At 34.7% G+C, this 17,798-nt stretch carries 16 protein-coding genes; 4 read left to right on the top strand and 12 right to left on the bottom strand.

Features of this window, described 5'->3' with window-relative positions; genetic code table 11:
* Positions 1-9: 9 nt before the first annotated feature.
* The 9 genes from B5440_RS09365 to B5440_RS09325 all read right to left on the bottom strand — a co-directional run bounded on the left by B5440_RS09365 (position 10) and on the right by B5440_RS09325 (position 9,890).
* On the bottom strand, positions 10-285 hold the full coding sequence (locus B5440_RS09365; RefSeq protein ID WP_070055119.1) for a transposase: 276 nt from the start codon (positions 283-285) through the stop codon (positions 10-12).
* 30 nt (positions 286-315) lie between these two features.
* Positions 316-1,035 carry a hypothetical protein gene (locus B5440_RS09360; protein ID WP_079711113.1) on the bottom strand — a complete coding sequence of 240 codons (720 nt, stop codon included), beginning with the start codon at positions 1,033-1,035 and terminating at the stop codon, positions 316-318.
* The gene (locus B5440_RS09355; protein WP_070053368.1) at positions 1,032-2,435 is read right to left on the bottom strand and encodes an oligosaccharide flippase family protein; all 1,404 of its coding nucleotides are present in this window, start codon (positions 2,433-2,435) and stop codon (positions 1,032-1,034) included. Before B5440_RS09355 ends, B5440_RS09360 begins: the two co-directional genes overlap by 4 nt.
* Before the next feature lie 86 nt (positions 2,436-2,521).
* Positions 2,522-4,834 carry a GumC family protein gene (locus tag B5440_RS09350; protein ID WP_070053367.1) on the bottom strand — a complete coding sequence of 771 codons (2,313 nt, stop codon included), beginning with the start codon at positions 4,832-4,834 and terminating at the stop codon, positions 2,522-2,524.
* Between the two features lie 15 nt (positions 4,835-4,849).
* Positions 4,850-5,674 (bottom strand): polysaccharide biosynthesis/export family protein, encoded by an 825-nt coding sequence (locus B5440_RS09345; RefSeq protein WP_070053366.1) that lies wholly within the window; start codon positions 5,672-5,674, stop codon positions 4,850-4,852.
* A 40-nt stretch (positions 5,675-5,714) separates the two neighbouring features.
* Complete coding sequence (locus B5440_RS09340) at positions 5,715-7,061, bottom strand: exopolysaccharide biosynthesis polyprenyl glycosylphosphotransferase (RefSeq protein ID WP_070053365.1); 1,347 nt, start codon at positions 7,059-7,061, stop codon at positions 5,715-5,717.
* 654 nt (positions 7,062-7,715) lie between these two features.
* The gene (locus B5440_RS09335) at positions 7,716-8,402 is read right to left on the bottom strand and encodes an MCP four helix bundle domain-containing protein (protein ID WP_070053364.1); all 687 of its coding nucleotides are present in this window, start codon (positions 8,400-8,402) and stop codon (positions 7,716-7,718) included.
* A gap of 136 nt (positions 8,403-8,538) precedes the next feature.
* A complete protein-coding gene (locus B5440_RS09330; protein WP_070053363.1) occupies positions 8,539-9,225 on the bottom strand; it encodes an outer membrane beta-barrel protein in 687 nt (228 codons plus the stop codon).
* 221 nt (positions 9,226-9,446) lie between these two features.
* Positions 9,447-9,890 carry an Hsp20/alpha crystallin family protein gene (locus B5440_RS09325; RefSeq protein WP_070053362.1) on the bottom strand — a complete coding sequence of 148 codons (444 nt, stop codon included), beginning with the start codon at positions 9,888-9,890 and terminating at the stop codon, positions 9,447-9,449.
* A 178-nt stretch (positions 9,891-10,068) separates the two neighbouring features.
* On the opposite strand from B5440_RS09325, the gene B5440_RS09320 reads away from it, so the two are divergent.
* Together B5440_RS09320 and B5440_RS09315 are read left to right on the top strand one after the other, a co-directional pair.
* Positions 10,069-11,358, top strand: a complete 1,290-nt coding sequence (locus tag B5440_RS09320) for a DUF2254 domain-containing protein (RefSeq protein WP_070053361.1) — start codon at positions 10,069-10,071, stop codon at positions 11,356-11,358.
* 33 nt (positions 11,359-11,391) lie between these two features.
* Positions 11,392-11,649 carry a DUF1456 family protein gene (locus B5440_RS09315; protein ID WP_057481991.1) on the top strand — a complete coding sequence of 86 codons (258 nt, stop codon included), beginning with the start codon at positions 11,392-11,394 and terminating at the stop codon, positions 11,647-11,649.
* A 136-nt stretch (positions 11,650-11,785) separates the two neighbouring features.
* On the opposite strand, the gene ettA is transcribed toward B5440_RS09315, so the two are convergent.
* The 3 genes from ettA to B5440_RS09300 all read right to left on the bottom strand — a co-directional run bounded on the left by ettA (position 11,786) and on the right by B5440_RS09300 (position 14,205).
* Positions 11,786-13,477 (bottom strand): energy-dependent translational throttle protein EttA, encoded by a 1,692-nt coding sequence (gene ettA, locus B5440_RS09310; protein ID WP_070053360.1) that lies wholly within the window; start codon positions 13,475-13,477, stop codon positions 11,786-11,788.
* Between the two features lie 168 nt (positions 13,478-13,645).
* Positions 13,646-14,005: a DinB family protein gene (locus tag B5440_RS09305; RefSeq protein WP_232755981.1), complete on the bottom strand. Its 360-nt coding sequence runs from the start codon at positions 14,003-14,005 to the stop codon at positions 13,646-13,648.
* Between the two features lie 20 nt (positions 14,006-14,025).
* On the bottom strand, positions 14,026-14,205 hold the full coding sequence (locus B5440_RS09300; protein WP_070053359.1) for a CAL67264 family membrane protein: 180 nt from the start codon (positions 14,203-14,205) through the stop codon (positions 14,026-14,028).
* A gap of 177 nt (positions 14,206-14,382) precedes the next feature.
* Here B5440_RS09300 and B5440_RS09295 point away from each other — a divergent pair, with 177 nt between their 5' ends.
* Complete coding sequence (locus tag B5440_RS09295; RefSeq protein ID WP_070053358.1) at positions 14,383-16,026, top strand: acyl-CoA carboxylase subunit beta; 1,644 nt, start codon at positions 14,383-14,385, stop codon at positions 16,024-16,026.
* Between the two features lie 14 nt (positions 16,027-16,040).
* Positions 16,041-17,678 (top strand): M1 family metallopeptidase, encoded by a 1,638-nt coding sequence (locus B5440_RS09290; protein WP_070053357.1) that lies wholly within the window; start codon positions 16,041-16,043, stop codon positions 17,676-17,678.
* Positions 17,679-17,798: the final 120 nt, after the last annotated feature.

The raw sequence follows: 17,798 nt of genomic DNA, 5'->3' as shown, positions 1-17,798 counted from the left end.
CTAAAGGTTTTAGCGCAAGGCATTTTTTAAAAAATCATTCTCCACTTTAAGCTCCCCAATGACTTTAAGAAGCTGGTCTTTCTTTTCCTCTGCTTCCGATTTTTTTGATTTTTCACCCTTGGAAAAAACAGTATCGGCCTCCTTTAGGAAATCGCGTTTCCAGGTGCCTATTTGCTGAGGGGTGATTTCAAATTTTTGTGCAAGCTCCTTGACAGTTTGCCGCTCCTTCAAGGCTTCAAGGACTACTTTCGTTTTAAACTTGGATGTGAATTTTCTTCGTGTCATAATACAGTAAAATTAAGGTTATTTTTGAACTTAACTTACTGTCCTAATTTTTGGGGGATGATCAATCAGTACTTTTTTGGAAAGACTAATAGACCTTATAGCGTGATACAAATAGAGTAACAGTATTCCAGCTATAAATTGTCGGGTCACTTGCATTAGTGGAATTACAATCCCGGCTATAGTTAAGAGCAACCAAAACCATCTATTTTTTTCCTGAGAAGTTAATTTATTAATTGCTATAAAACTGGTTAAAACAAAAACTCCTCCTCCCGGAAATATAATTCTCATAATTCCACGAGATACGAGAAATTCATCTCCCCATAAGGGCTTTCCAAAAAATACCGTTGGACTATTTATAAACTCAAAGGCATATAAGAGAATATATAATACTCCATAAATTACAATTATTTTTTCCAGAAGATCTACAGGAAATTTAACCTGCAATAGATAAAAAAAGATAAAAAAAATTAAATAAGGTGCTACTGCTATTAGGCTATCTAATAAACTTTGATCCCAATATAATCCAGCCATAATTATAGAAATAAACATAGACCCCAATAATAACTGAACAGGAAGGACAAAACCTTTATTGGGTGGGAGTATATAAGGTACAGATATAATTATCGTAATAATTAATGTTAAAAACAACAGATAATTAAGAATGCTATCATTTAAAAAACGTGCATCAAAAAATTTAAATGAAATTATTACGAGCAGGAAAACAAAGGCTATTTCAAGTTGTCTTCTCATTTAACAAATAAGGGCTTATAAAGTTTAAAAGAATAAGGGAGTAAAAGGCCCAATACAGCCAGGCATATAATTAGTTTATAAATTAGCGAAATATCTGCAGTTAGATAAAATGATATTATAAATAGAGTTATTGCGAGCAACCAAATACGAAGGTCGTATTTGATCTTTATATTCAGGGATTTTTTAAAAGTAAGCCATACATAAATTAAACAGGCTCCATAAGAAATCACATAACCGTACGAAATACCAAGAGCTCCATATTTACTGCTATAAAAAAGTACAGGTGTACAAATTAGAAAGTAAACAATACTAAATCTTAGAATAAGTTTTTCGCGATTTGCCGCACCTAACACTACTCCCACTAAACTATCTACCGATGTAAAAAACAAATACCAAACCTGCATTTGGCAAACCTTGATAGCTGGTAAATAATCATCTGGAAATAATAAAATAACTATCTCTTTAGAAAAAAGGGTGAATATAAAACAAACGAGCATGGACGCCATCATATACACTCCAAAGCCAATGGATAAATACCGATAAAATTTCTCCCTATTTTTGCTCCACATTGCCGACAAATTTGGGAATATGGCACTTAAAGACATTCCTACTACCAGGGAAATTGGGCCTAATAATCTTTCTGAGAGATTAAAATATCCAATTTGAATATTATTGGAGTTTATGTCTAAAAAATTGTTTGCAAGACTGGTTAAAGGCAATAGAATAAGGATCATTGCAAAATAAGGCCAACTTTCTTTTATAATTTGTTTAGAAGAAACCCTAAAGCTCTGAATCTTACCTTTAAATAATTTATAATATTTAATGAAAGCTAAATAAAGTATTCCCTTTATTAATGTAATTGAGATATAAAGTAAAAAAATGTAGGTGATACTTATGCCTTTCTCTAGCACAAAGAATACAATCACAAACCATATTACACTGTAAGTAAGATTAATAACCGCCGAGGGCAGCATTTTTTGATTACCGTGAAATATGAGTTCAAATAAATTCGCAAAACAGCTAAAAAGCGAGAAAACAAAAATTAGAAAAAGGTTGTTGAATGATAAGCTTCCGAAGTAATGATTGTAAACATAGTAGATAAGAGATAGGGCTATAATGGCTAGTACCCTTAAAATTGCCCCATTAACCAATAAATCATTAGTATGAGACGGGTCTCGGGCAATTGTTCTTATAACAATATTTCTATTTCCTAAATCTCCAATTCTTAACAAGAGCATTCCTTGAGCTATAAGGAATGTAAAAAGACCATAATCATCAGGGTTTAAAATACTGGTGATTTTAAGAACCGTAACCAGACTTATTAGTTGAGCTATGATAGTGCCTATGGTTAAATAGGAAAAATTTTTAAACACTATATTACCCAGGATTTTTTTTATCATATGATAAACCAAAAGTCAACCTTCTAGCTATTATTCTGTAAAGGTTTCTTTAATTAGAAATATTCATTATATATTATTGTTTTAAATCATTGTTTAGCATATGAAGCCATTCTATGTTTTAGATCATAGCCATAGCCGTAATCGGTCTTTATCATCCCACGGTTTTTTAACCCATTAAAAACAATAGAAACATTTTTAAGCGATTGTAAACCAGCGGATTCATCAAGTCTTTTAAGTGACTCCTTTGAAGTATGACCGTGTCTTATAATTAATAAAGTTTTCTCACTAAACTCGGCAATGAGATTCACTTCGGCTAAAATATTTACCGGAGCTGCATCAATTACAACATATTCAAAATCATCAGATAGAGAATCCATTAAGAACTCTAATTTTCCATTCAATAAAATTTCAGTATAATCATCTCCTTTGGCTCCTGTAGCAATTACAAATAAATTCGAATTTACTTCTGATGGATGTATAATTTCATCGTAAGTTACTTCACCTTTTAATAAACCAATGATTCCCTTTGAGCCAGAAAGATTAAACAAATCTGAAGTTTTATGTTTTCTAAAATCCATATCTACCAGAACTACTTTCTTCCCGGTTTGGGCCAAACTAAAAGCAAGATTAGAACTCACAAAGCTCTTTCCTTCACCTGAAATTCCTGACGTTACTAATATTCTTTTATTTTCAATATCGCGTCTGTATAATCCAAGCCTGGCCCCTAATTGCCTAAATTGCTCAATTAGCACAAAGTCCTGAGGTTTAGTAAATCTCTTACCCTTGGAGTTCTTTGAATAAAATATTTCAGCAATTACAGGAATACTGGTATATTCTTCAATATCTGATCTATATAAAACCTTTCCGCTTAGAACTTCTTTTCCTTTAACATAACCAGTACCTATTCCCACTGCCAATAAAATAGCAATTAGGTAAGTAAAAAGTGGTTTAGGGCTTACTGGATCAATTGAGGCCTCGGCCTTATCAATCATCGCACTATTTTCATTTGTAGGTACATTTGCCAGGGCCGCTTCCTCCCTTTTTTGAAGAAGATAAGAGAACAAATTATTCTTAATTGTTTTTCGTCTATTTATTTCGAGGAGTGTTCTTTCTTTTCCGGGAATATTCCGCAAAGTCGAATTAAATCTTCTGTTATTTGAGTTTAAGTTAGCTAATCTTGACTGTAAATTCTGCCTTTGGCTTTTTACATTTTCTAATATACTTGGTCTAATTTTAGAAATTTGATTAGAAATAGAAGTTAAAACTGGGTTGTTCTCTGCCGTAGTTTTCTTCAATCTTTCATACTCTACCTCAAGATTATATAGTTTCTCAATAAGTTGTGATAAGATTGGATCGCTAATACCAAGAGTTGAAGGGACCATACCTCCAGCGCTACCTTTAGATATTACATAGTTTTCAACATTGTTTAATACCGCTAGCTGAAGTTCAAGTTCTGAAATTTGCTTATCATTTTCCCCAATATCCTGGAGATATAACCGGCCCTGTTCGCTTAAATCTACCACACCTTGGTTAGACTTATATTCCTCTATTTTATATTCAAGTTCATCTAAATCTGCTTCCACATTTTCAATTCTTTCGTCAATAAAGGTCATAGTACTTGCAGCAAGCTCATTTTGGTCCTTAATTATCTTCCGGTTATATTCCAGAATTAATCGGTTTAAAATATTTTCAGCTCTTTCAGGCACCGCATCTCTAATAGTTAAATTAACTACAGATGAAAGCTTATTAGAAGTACTTATATCCAATTCATCAATCAATTCAGAAGAGATCATTTTTGGGTTCAACAAATAAAAGAACAATGGATCACTTGCATTTTTATTTACATTATCATTTTTTACAAACATGATTGTTTGTCCCGCTGAAAACTCAAACCATTCATTTAGTGAATATTCCTTACCAGAAAAAACAACCTTTTCATCGTTAGCATTATATTTAAAAAAATGCTTTTCTGGTTCGTCAGCAGAGATACTAATCCTATTTGGATCTTGAACTATCACTCTAATTGGACTTGAGGTATAAGCAGAAATAGTTTTAATCCCGGTATCTTCATAAATTGGAGCGTAAAGGTTTAAGTCCCTCACTACAGACTTCATTAAATCTCTGGACTTTAGAACTTCAATTTCATTTTCTACAATTTTCTTTGAATCAAAAGGATTTATACTCTCCATTATCTTAGAATCATCAACTCCTTTTTCCTCATCTTTTATCATGATTGAAGCTGAAGCTTCATAAATAGGAGTAGCATATTTTAAATATCCCCAGGCCGCTAAAATACAAACCACAATAAGTACTAAAAATAGAGGCCAAAAAGGAAAAAATGTCTTTATGATGTACCGGAAAAGATTATCCTCTTTTCCGGTTTTAGAATTGTACTTCATGTCTTTACTATTTAATTACAGGAACCTGTCAAAGGCGATGACAGCTAGAGAAAGAGAACTAATAATAATAGGTAACCATTGGTTTATCCTACTTGTGGAAGCTACTTTAGATTTATTAGCTTCAACATAGATAATATCATTAGACTTAAGATTATAATATGGAGAGGTAAATATTTCTTCTGAAGTTAGATCAAGCCTAACCAACTTTTTTACATTATCTTCTTCCCTAATTAATAGAATGTTATCCCGTTTTGCATATACCGTAAGATCTCCAGCTAAACCTAAGGCTTCCAAAAGTGTTACCTTTTCACTAGGAATGGTCAATACTGAAGGATCTTTTACTTCTCCCAACACCGAAACCCTGTAGTTTAGATATCTAATATCTACTATTGGTTCTAGCAAGAGCTTGCGGTCTACCAATTCTTTTGTAATCTCTTCTCTTAATTCCTGTTTGGTTTTCCCGGCTGCTTTTAAGGTCCCTAAGAAGGGAAATCGAATGAAACCCTCGTGGTCTACCAAATATCCAGAAGCCTGAGTGGTAGTTCCGGTAGCTGTTGAAGTTTGAGTTACAGAAACATTGGAAGCGTTAAAAACTTCGGTTGCTTCTGGGTTTAAACTGCTAACTGAAATACTTAGTAAATCATTTTCCTTAATTACCGATTCCATGTTTTCAAATCTCGATTTAAATTCAGAATCGGGAATATCATTAAAATAAGTTGCTTTCTTAACGTTAACGCAAGCGCTTAAGGAAATTACTGAGATAAAAATCAGTATTATTAATCGAAAATTTTTAAAGCTTCCCCTAGAAGGAAGGAATAAAGGTTTTTTAAAATTTTTCATAGGAGGTGACTAATTTTATTATTAAGATGATTAGCAAAAATCAATAGGCTTTTTCTTCGCCATAAAAGCAGTTATAAATTGTTTGGTAAATAATTTTCAGATCTAGCAAGGCCGTCCATTTTTCCAGATAAAGAATATCCATACGTGTTCTATTAATAATGTCAGATTTTCTAATAATTTCGCCGCGATACCCTTTAACCTGCGCCAGCCCGGTTATTCCTGGTTTTGCGAAATGCCTTACCAGGTATTTATCTACATTGTTTTCATATTCCATTGTATGAAGCTCCATGTGCGGTCTGGGTCCTACCACGCTCATGTCGCCAAGAAAAACGTTTATAAATTGCGGTAATTCATCTATACTGGTCTTTCTTAGAAATTTACCAATTTTAGTTACTCTTAAATCGTTACGAGTGCACATTTGACTATTCGCTTCTGGATTAACTGCCATAGATCTAAATTTGTAACACCAGAAGATTTTTTTGTCTTTTCCGTGTCTTAACTGCCTAAATATCACCGGCCCCTTAGATTCAAAAAGATTTAAAATAAAAATTAGCGGTATTAACCAGGATAATATCAACACAATAACCAAAGAGGAGAAGGCAATATCAAAAATACGCTTGCTGTACTTTGCATAATTTTTATCAAGAGGAGATTTTCTTAGATTGAGAATAGGTAGATTTTCAAAGATTTCAAATTCCATTGAACTGGAATAAATATCTTTATTATCAGGAATCAACTTTAATTTAGTCAGATGATTATCGGAAAAAGCCCTGATCCTTAGAAGCTCAGATTTAGTAAACTGACTAACTGAACAATAAATTTCATCTACCTCCTGATCGGTAATAAAACGGAAACAATCTTCAAAATCACCGAGATATTTCCCTGTAATATGCTTTGCTTTTTTACTTTGAAAATAACCAAGATATCTATAGCCATAATCTGGATCATTAAAAATACGCTCCAGGCGAATTAAGTTTCTATCATTACCTAAAATCACCACTTTTAAAGAATTACCACCTCCCTGGCGGTAAAATTTTCGAAATTCGAAAAATGCCCATCTATAGAAAAGAAGAAATACTAATAGCGTAGATAAAACTAAGATTTGTTTTTGAGGATCAAAGTCAATTTTTACAAAGGCTAAGACGCTAAAATATGAAAGTACAAAAACAAAAAAATGCCTTAGGAATTTATGAAATTTGTGCCTAAACTTTTCTTTTCTATCAATACTGTAAAAATTAAGCCCTATCCCAATCAACAACCAGGATATATTAATACTTATAGCTACAGTTTCTGTATACGTCTCCGGTGTGAGCACATAAAAGCTCAGATTAATAATCATTAAATGAATGACTACTGATAACGGAATAATAAAATAGGACCCCTTCACAATTCAAAATTTAGATTAATAATTTAAATTCTCTGGGTTAAAATCTTTCGTGAAAAATAAAAACCAAGAAAAAAATTGTAGGTCGCAAATATTGATTTGGGTGGGGGGATGTAACTTACTTTAATAATTATAAATCTTCATGACTTCGTCGTTGTGAGTCCCATTTTCTATTACGGAAATTCACTTATTTTAAACGAATTAACTTGAAAATCAAATAAAAATAGAAGTAGGGTCTTCTATTTTTTTAAAATCAAAAAATTTAAGATAACGGTATACTTACGCTACCATTTTTATTGGGGTAATTACTATTAGTGTATCAAAAATTAAATGGTGAATGGGGGATGGAAATAGAAGGTGGGGGCGTCTAATCCTAAAGTAAATCTACATATAAAATATAGGCTTAAAGCATTTTTTCGATATAATACCAAAAAAATTTGTTAATCCGCTATAATATCAACACTCCAGAAAGAATAAAATAAGCAATATCATATTTAAAATTAGAGGAAATCTTCTATTTGATAAATAAAAATCAATTTTTACTCAAAAAAAAGAAAGTCCTTTAATGAAAAAAGGATAAGATTGTAATACTAAAAGAACCAATTATTTAGTAAAAATAAAGAAAATTCTTACAAATAATTCTGAGAGAAGAGTTGGTTAGTTCAACTCAAATTTTTGTTTAGGACGTTTAAGTAATTGCTCTAAACCAAGAAGTCGCAACACAAAAACACCTATAAGAATGGTAAGGGCAATTTTGAAATAATACAGTAGTGAAGTCATTCCAGAGCTTGATTTATAATGAGCCATAAGTTGCTCTCCAACTTCGGGCTGGATACTCGCAATATTATGCAAATCGAGATTTAAAATTCTAAAATGGTGGTTGGCATTTTTATCGATAAGATAATGAGCGGTACTAAAATCTTCTTCTTGTAAATTCTCGAGGATTGTATTTTCCAATATCAAATATTCCTGATAATGCTTATTAAAATCTTTAAAATATACTTCCTCCCTATCTACTAAATAGGTTTTTCCGTAATCTTTTAGAACTTGATCAATTTGGGTATTATAATCCGTAATCTCTTTTAAATTTAATGCAGCAATAAACTCCCTATCATCTTTTATATTTTCGAAAAACATCCTTTTTTCGTGGAGTAATTCTGAAAGCTCATACATTTGGGAAGCCGGCAGTAATCGATCCTGATATAGCGAAGAAAAGTCCTGATCTATACTTTTTAAGCTCCTCTTTTCAATAAATTCTGTAATTAGCAATAAAACGAAAAAAGCACTTAATATTAAAATAAGACGTTTGCGTTTTTTAGGCTTTAGGGAATAGAGCTCTTTCATTTCGTGAGAATTTAACCGTGCAAATATACCTTTCAATTTAATGATTTTAAGCCATTTATTTTAGAATAACATCTATAAAAAAAGCCCTAACTGAATAATTAACAATTAGGGCTTTTTATTATTTAAATGAATATTATTAAAAATAACAACCTCTTCCTCTTCTTCGACCTGTATTAGATTCGCTATCGCCAATTTTAAAGCTAAGGCTAAGCATTATTTGATTTAACCTGGTATCGGTGAAGTTTGCACGGTTCACTCCGTAATTTCCGTTATTAATGTCAATAGGTTGAGTTTCTGCAGAGGCTAAACTTCTATCATAACGAAGATCAACTTCAAATCTTCCAAAACCAACTTTAACTCCGGCTTGCGCAGCTAAAGGAGTGTTTTGAGCAACTATAGTTTGATTTACTGGCTCCGTTCCTTGCAATGTAGCATTCATTATGTTTTGGTAAGCAGGTCCCGCATATACATCTACTGGCCCCCAAACGTTATAACCGAACAACAATGGAATACTTAATTTTTCCACAGCATAAGTCGAGTTCTGTACTGGAAAAGCAAATTCTGTTTCCATCGAGTTATAAATTACTTCAGGACGAACAAAAAACTTTCCGAAATTCAGTTCGAAAAATATCCCAGCATGAAATCCAAATTGAGATTCCGCATTAAAGGTATCCGAATTAAAACCTTCTCCAGAATCAAGACCGGTTAATTCGCCACCCATCACATAATTACCGCCACCCTTTATTCCAAAACTATATTCCTGTGCCTGGGCGAAAGACAAAGAGAAAATGCTAATAAAAATCAGTAGAAAATATTTGTTCATAAAAATAGATTTAGTAGGTCTGTTCTTGCGGGTAAATATATCAATTATCTAAAATAATCATAGAATTCCCGGTTTCTTTTTAACGCATAAAAATTCAATAGCGTATATATCTTTTGGGAAATATGTTCTACCTCTATATTTAAATAGGTATTAGGGGTGTTTTATATAAAAAAAGCGCCGCTGTTAGCGACGCTCTTAATTAATCAAACCAAAGATGTCAACTAAGAAATTTCAATCATTCGTTTGGCCTGCACCTTAGCTTCTTCCCTTTTTGGAAGCAAAATTTCCAAAACTCCATTGTTATATTGAGCAGAAATTTTTTCACTATCTACAGAATCAGGCAAACTAAAGGCTCTTTTAAAGGTGCTATAACTAAACTCCTTCCTGGTGTACCTGCCATTCCTTTCGGTTGATTCATTCTCTTTTTTGTCTTCAGAAGAAATTGTTAGTACATCATTTTCCAGCTCAATATTAAAATCTTCTTTAGTCTTCCCTGGCGCCGCAACTTCAACGCTAAAACTTTCCTCGGTTTCCTGAATATTTACCGCCGGAATACTGGTACCAATGCTATTAACATTTGTAGTTCCTCCTAACCAATCGGTTTTAAACATATCGTCGAAAACCGAAGGCAGCCAATTGGCCTCATTTCTTTTAATTAAACTCATAACTTTTATTTTTTAAGGTTATACTTTATTGTTTTCTGAAAAGATATTATCAATTTAAATTCCAATTAGGAATTTATGCCTTTTTGGCATTTTTATTCAGATTTATACCGTCATTTTGTCAATTATTTTTAAGAAGCTTGTTTTTAAACAGATTTGAGTAACTTTCCAATAAAATTAAATGAAGTACTTTTTCAATCGTATTTACATTCTCATATCCAACCTGCAAAGTAAGATTGCCTTTTACCCTAGTGTTTTTGCCTTTTTCGGCTTTCTAATAGCTTTTTTACTTATTTATATCGAAAATCAGGGTGTTTCCAGATATCTCTTAGCTCATATCCCTATGCTGGTAGTAAACAATGGTGATACCGCCCTCAGCATTTTAACTGTTTGCATTACCGGACTAATCTCTATGATGGTTTTTAGTTTTTCTATGGTGATGGTTCTACTCAATCAGGCTGCCAGTAATTATTCACCTAGATTGCTGCCCGGACTTATTTCTGATAAAAATCACCAGGTTATATTGGGGACTTATTTAGCAACGATCATATACTGCATTTTTGTAGCGGTTTCTATCCAGCCCGATGGCGAATCTTATCAGACACCAGGTTTTTCAGTCCTACTAGGAATTATTTCCACAGTAATTTGTATTGGAGCTTTCATCTATTTTATTCATAATATTTCTCAGAGCATTCAAATTAATAATATTTTGGATCGCATTTTCCGCGAGTCAAAAGCACGTTTAACTTTTCTATTGAAAAATGAGGAAAATGAAGAGCAGGATTTTCCCGATACGAAAGAGTGGCATGAATATCATTCAGATAAAAGCGGCTATTTTCAGAATTTATCAGCAGATAATCTTTTGGATATCTGTAAAGAAAAAGAAACCCAAATAGAAATCTTACCGGTAAAAGGAATTTTTATTTTAAAAGGAATTCCACTTTTTAAATCAAAAGAAAAATTAGACGAAGAAACTGTAAAAAAAGTACTTGTCAATTTTAGTCTTGACCGCGGTGAGTTGGTTGCCACCAACTATGTATTGGCTTTTAAACAAATTACCGAAATTATTGTAAAAGCAATGTCTCCCGGAATTAACGATCCCGGAACCGCCTTAAATGCGCTCGATTATTTAACCGAACTCTTTGCTTTAAGAATACAAAAGCAGGACAAGCAATTTTTAAAAATTGATGATAAGGTTCTAATTAAAATGCGAAGTATAGATTTTGAAGAACTTTTGTACCAGGTTTTAGCTCCTATTCGCGCTTACTGCAAGCACGATATTATCATTGTTCAGAAACTGGGAATGTTATTTCATTACCTGAAATCTCAAAAATCGGTTAAAGAAGAATATAATAAAGTATTAGATATTGAAGCTAAAAACCTCATTGCTGATGCTAAATCGGCGATAACCAATGAAGCCGATATCCAAAAAATATACACTATTGAAAAACAATTAAAACTGAAAAGTTAAAAGCAAAACTCAGGAAAAACCTAAATTTGCGTTATGGGATTAACAAACAACGATATTTTCAAAAAATTAAGGGTCGCCCACAAATTGCGGGACGACGATATTGTAAAGATTTGCGCATTGGTAGATTTTAAAGTGACAAAAAGTGAACTGGGCGCTATTTTTAGAGCTGAAGACCACCCGAAATATGTAGAGTGTGGCGATCAATTTCTTCGGAATTTCCTCAACGGACTCATTATTCACCTCCGCGGCCCGATGCCGGAAAAGAAGAATCCAAAACCTAAGAAAGACTAATTGCTAAAAAGCAAAAAACCTCAAAGATTTTAAATCCTTGAGGTTTTTACTTTTTACGTCACCCTGAACTTGTTTCAGGGTCTAAGCTTTTAATATTTAAACATTTTACCCTGAAATAAATTCAGGGTTCATGATTCTATCTTACCAATTTCTTATACTTAATACGTTTCGGCATAATATCTCCACCTAAACGTTTTTTCTTGTTCTCTTCATAATCAGAGAAGCTTCCTTCAAAGAAATAAACCTGAGAATCTCCTTCAAAAGCAAGTATGTGAGTACAGACTCTATCCAGGAACCAACGGTCGTGAGAAATAACCACCGCACAGCCGGCAAAATTCTCCAAACCTTCTTCCAGCGCTCTAAGCGTGTTTACATCTAAATCGTTGGTAGGCTCATCCAGCAGCAAGACGTTCCCTTCTTCTTTAAGCGTCATCGCCAAATGCAGTCGATTTCTTTCTCCACCAGAAAGCATATTTACTTTCTTGTTTTGTTCGCTTCCGCTAAAGTTAAATCGGCTCAAATAAGCTCGGGAATTTACCTGTCGGCCTCCCATCATTATCATTTCCTGTTCATCACTAAAATTTTGCCAGATGGTTTTTTCAGGATCAATGTTAGAATGCGCCTGGTCTACATAAGCGATCTTTGCCGTTTCACCCACTTCAAAGCTTCCTTTATCGGGCTCTTCTTCCCCCATAATCATTTTAAAAATCGTGGTTTTACCGGCACCGTTTGGACCAATAACTCCTACAATTCCAGCCTGCGGAAGTTTAAAGTTTAGATCTTCATATAAAAGTTTATCTCCAAAAGCTTTACTAACCCCATTAGCCTCAATCACATTGTTACCCAACCTTGGACCATTTGGAATATAAATTTCCAGTTGCTCATCCATCTGCTTCTGGTCCTGGCTCATTAACTTATCGTAATTTTTAAGCCTGGCCTTTTGTTTACTTTGGCGACCTTTAGGATTCATTTTTGCCCATTCTAGCTCGCGCTCCAATGTCTTTTGGCGTTTGCTGGCCTGCTTTTGTTCCTGCGCCATTCGTTTAGACTTCTGGTCTAACCAGGAAGAATAATTCCCTTTCCACGGAATACCTTCCCCTCTATCCAGTTCTAAAATCCAACCAGCCACGTTATCAAGGAAGTAACGGTCGTGTGTTACCGCGATCACGGTCCCTTTATACTGGGCCAAATGATGCTCTAACCAATGTACAGATTCCGCATCTAAGTGGTTCGTTGGCTCATCCAGAAGTAAAATATCCGGTTCCTGCAGTAAAAGTCTACATAGAGCTACACGCCTTCTTTCCCCTCCAGAAAGTACCGATATCTTTTTATCGGCCTCAGGAGTTCTTAGAGCATCCATCGCGATTTCTAACTTAGTATCAAGTTCCCACGCGTTAGAAGAATCAATTTTATCCTGAAGTGCAGCTTGCTTATCCATAAGCTTTTGCATCTTCTCGGCATCCTCGTATACTTCAGGTAAACCAAACTGATCGTTTATTTTATTGTATTCATCAAGAATTGCTACGGTCTCAGCAACTCCTTCTTTTACAACCTCGAGAACGGTTTTATCTTCATCTAATTTAGGCTCCTGTTCAAGATAACCAATAGAATATCCCGGAGAAAAAACTACATCTCCCTGGTAATTTTTATCTTCTCCTGCTATAATTCGAAGCAAAGTAGATTTACCAGAGCCGTTTAAACCAAGAATTCCAATTTTTGCACCATAGAAAAAACTAAGGTATATATTCTTCAAAACCGGGGTATTCGCATTTTTAAAGGTTTTTGTCACCCCAGACATTGAAAAAATTACTTTTTTATCGTCTGCCATATGTTATTTTTTAAGCTGTTTAAGTTTACAAATATCTAAAATAAAACTCACCCCACTATTTATAAAGCCCCAGAAGACGTAAAATAATGAGCATCTGCCCGGTGTGGTAAGCTGTATGTTCTATAACCAGTAACGTTTCGCGCAGTAACGTATGATTTTTGGAATTTCTTACCGGAAATTTAGATCGTTTTTAGGATCCATCAGAAAGTTTTCAAAAATATCTCTATCGTCAAAATAATCCTTTTTAAGCTTTTCCCATGCCTCCCTGTTTTGAGGCGCAGATTCATCAGGCCAGTAATCTTCCGGCCAATTAGAGGTTTTATAATCACCCGGAATCGAGTATTCTAAAATATCTTTTTGAGCAAAATCAATATGGTAAAAAAGTTCATAGAAAGAATACGGTAAATTATGCGGACGCTCTCCTAATTTCTCAAAAGGAATTTTATCTATAAAACTTTCTAAAGATGCAAAAGCCTCTCCTCCTTTTAAATGTTTTACCAGTTGTTCCTTTTGATCTTTTCCGGTCATAATTAATAATAATTTCTGTTTTAAATTCTGCCTTTTAGTGCATTAAAAGCCCAGGAAATAGCAAAAAATCCAATTCCTGTTACCGAGAATCCAATTGCATACTCACGATATTTAAGAACACCCAATAAAATTATTGCGGCACCAATTATAAACAAAGCAAAAGAAGCCCACGCGAAAATGGTATTTTTATTCATTCCCATAATAAAAGGTTTTATACAAATATCGGATATTTTAGCCTTCTAAACCACAACTGAAATTCACTCTATTTTGTATTTTAGCCAAAAGACAGCTTTAATTTCAATAATTACTGAAATTTTGATAAAAATTATCCATTAATAGAAAATATTTTCAATTTCAGAATTTAAAAATTACAATATATGAATATGAAATTCAATAAAAATGAAGACCATAATAAACTTTTGGTTTCTTCATTAAATCATAAACTAAAACGCGTAAAACTTGGCGGTGGTGAAAAACGCATCGAAAAACACCACGCCAAAGGAAAAATGACCGCCCGCGAGCGTATTGATTTTCTTCTTGACGAGAAGTCAAATTCTATAGAAATTGGTGCCTTTGCAGGGGAAGGCATGTACGAAGAACACGGTGGCTGCCCTTCGGGAGGTGTTGTTGTTAAGATAGGCTACGTATCGGGAAAGCAATGTATTGTTGTTGCTAATGATGCTACTGTAAAAGCAGGTGCCTGGTTTCCTATCACCGGAAAGAAAAACCTTAGAGCGCAGGAAATAGCGATTGAAAACAGGTTGCCAATTATCTATCTTGTAGATAGCGCCGGAGTGTATTTACCGATGCAGGATGAAATTTTCCCTGATAAGGAACACTTCGGAAGAATTTTTAGAAATAACGCCGTAATGAGCAGTATGGGAATTACCCAAATTGCAGCCGTTATGGGTAGCTGTGTAGCCGGTGGTGCTTACCTTCCTATTATGAGTGATGAAGCACTTATCGTAGAAAAAACCGGGAGTATCTTCCTTGCCGGAAGTTATCTCGTTAAAGCTGCAATTGGCGAATCTATAGATAATGAAACTCTTGGTGGCGCAACCACACATTCCGAAATTAGCGGGGTGACCGATTATAAAGCGAAAGATGATAAAGATGCGCTTACCCGCATTCAAAATATTATGGATAAAATGGGCGACTTCGATAAAGCCGGATTTAGCCATAAAAAAGCCGTAAAGCCCAAGGAGAAGCAGGAAGATATTTACGGGATTCTCCCGAAAAAACGCAGCGATCAATACGATGTAAGGGAGATTATTTCCCGCCTGGTAGATGGCTCAGAGTTTGAAGAATATAAAGAAGGCTACGGGCAAACCATTATTACCGGCTACGCCAGGATAGATGGTTGGGCCGTTGGTATTGTGGCTAATCAGCGTAAAATTGTAAAAACTACGGCCTCGAAAACAAAACCTACGGAAATGCAATTTGGCGGCGTGATCTATTCAGACTCCGCCGATAAAGCAACTCGTTTTATTGCAAATTGTAACCAGAAAAAAATTCCGTTAGTTTTTCTTCAGGACGTTACCGGGTTTATGGTAGGCAGCAAAAGCGAACACGGTGGCATTATAAAAGATGGCGCAAAAATGGTTAGCGCGGTTAGTAATTCTGTAGTGCCTAAATTCACCATCATTATGGGGAATTCTTATGGTGCCGGAAATTACGCCATGTGCGGAAAAGCTTACGATCCAAGACTTATCGCAGCCTGGCCAAGTGCAGAACTTGCAGTAATGGGAGGAACACAAGCAGCAAAGGTTTTGGCACAAATTGAAACCGCTGCAATGGAGAAAAAAGGCGAAAAGGTTGATGAGGAAAAAGAAAAAGAAGTTTTTGAAGCGATAAAATCACGTTATGATGAACAAACTTCTCCATATTACGCTGCAGCCCGTCTATGGACAGACGCGGTAATAGATCCTTTAGACACCAGGAAATGGATTTCCATGGGAATTGAAGCCGCCAACCACGCGCCTATTGAAAAAGATTTTAATTTAGGAGTGATCCAAACATAATTTCAGAAATAAATATGAAAAAATTAATTTTAGTGTTAGTTGTCTTAGTTGCAGCCGCCAATACATCCTGCGCCCAGGTTTTAAGCAACAAAGAAGGCAATTATACCGAAGCCGATTCACTTAGAGGCTCGCTAAGGCCTGAGCGTGCTTTCGATGTTCAGAAATATCACTTAAAGCTTAAGGTTGAACCCGAAAAGCAATTTATTTCCGGTTCCAATACTATTAGTTTTATTGCTGAAGAAGACCTGTCTACCATTCAAATAGATCTTTTTGACAATATGAAGGTAGATTCTATCCTTCAGAATGATGAAGTTTTAGCTTTTGAACGCGAACACAATGCAGTTTTTATCGAATTGAATGATGCGGTAAAAGCTGATGAGCAAGGAGAAATTCAATTTTATTATTCCGGAAAACCTATTGTAGCAAAAAATGCACCCTGGGATGGCGGTTTCGTTTGGGATAAAGACGATAATGGAGATCATTGGATAGGGGTTGCCGTCCAAGGAACAGGCGCCAGCCTTTGGTACCCAAATAAAGATCATCAAAGTGACGAGCCGGAAGAAGTGCAGTTAGATATCGCAGTTCCAAACGGACTTATGAATGTTTCTAACGGGCAATTTTTAGGAGAAAAAGATCTAGGCAACGGCTTTACTCAGTGGAGCTGGAAAACCGTGAATCCAATCAATAATTACAACGTAATGATCAATATTGCGAATTATGAGCATTTTTCAGATTCCTATGGTGACCTGGATCTTGATTATTATGTTTTGCCTTACAACCTGGAAAAAGCTAAAGAGCAATTCAAGGAAGTTAAACCAATGATGGATTGTTTTTATGAAAAATTCGGCGAATATCCTTTTGTGGAAGACGGCTTCAAACTTATTGAAACTCCTTACCTCGGAATGGAACACCAAAGCGCCGTAGCCTATGGAAATGAATACAAAATGGGTTATTTGGGTAATGATCTTTCCGGGACCGGTATTGGTTTAAAATGGGATTACATCATTATTCACGAATCGGGTCACGAATGGTACGGTAACAGTATTACCGCGAAAGATATTGCAGATATGTGGATTCACGAAGGCTTTACTTCCTATTCGGAAGCGGTTTATGTGGAGTGCAGATGGGGAAAAGAACAAGCATTGGAATATTTAAAAGGTACCCGCAGAGGTATTGGAAACCAATCTCCGATAATTGGAGATTATGGTGTGAATAGCGAGGGCTCTGGAGATATGTATTTTAAGGGCGCTAATTTGCTCAACACCATCCGCAGTATTTATAACGATGATGAATTATGGTGGAAAACACTAAAAGATTACACTGAAACTTATAAACACCAGCTCATTGACACCGAAACTACTGAGAATTTCTTTAATAAAGCTACCGAAGTAGATCTTGAACCTATTTTTGATCAGTATCTGAGACATACTAATCTACCCAAATTGCAATTCAGAAAACAAGAAGGAAAAACCCAGGCAAGATGGATAGCCGATGTTGAAGATTTTAAAATGCCCGTAGATATTTTAGTTAATGGAAAAGAATTTAGAATTACACCTTCTGATGAATGGGACGATATAGAATATGATATTGACCTAAAAGAAATTGAAATAAACGAACTGGAATTTTATATTCAAGCCGGTTATAAGAAATAAAAACCTTAAACAAAAATTATAAAGTGGTTGTCTAAAACAGCCACTTTTTTTATATCCAATTTTTTATAATTTAGACCCCCTCTCCCTCTTTTTAAACCTAACCGAAACAAACTCACGCCC

This window comes from Salegentibacter salarius (genome assembly GCF_900168265.1).
GTDB lineage: Bacteria > Bacteroidota > Bacteroidia > Flavobacteriales > Flavobacteriaceae > Salegentibacter > Salegentibacter salarius.
Note: the sequence above shows the minus strand (reverse complement) of the source record. Positions and strands in the feature narration are given on the sequence as shown.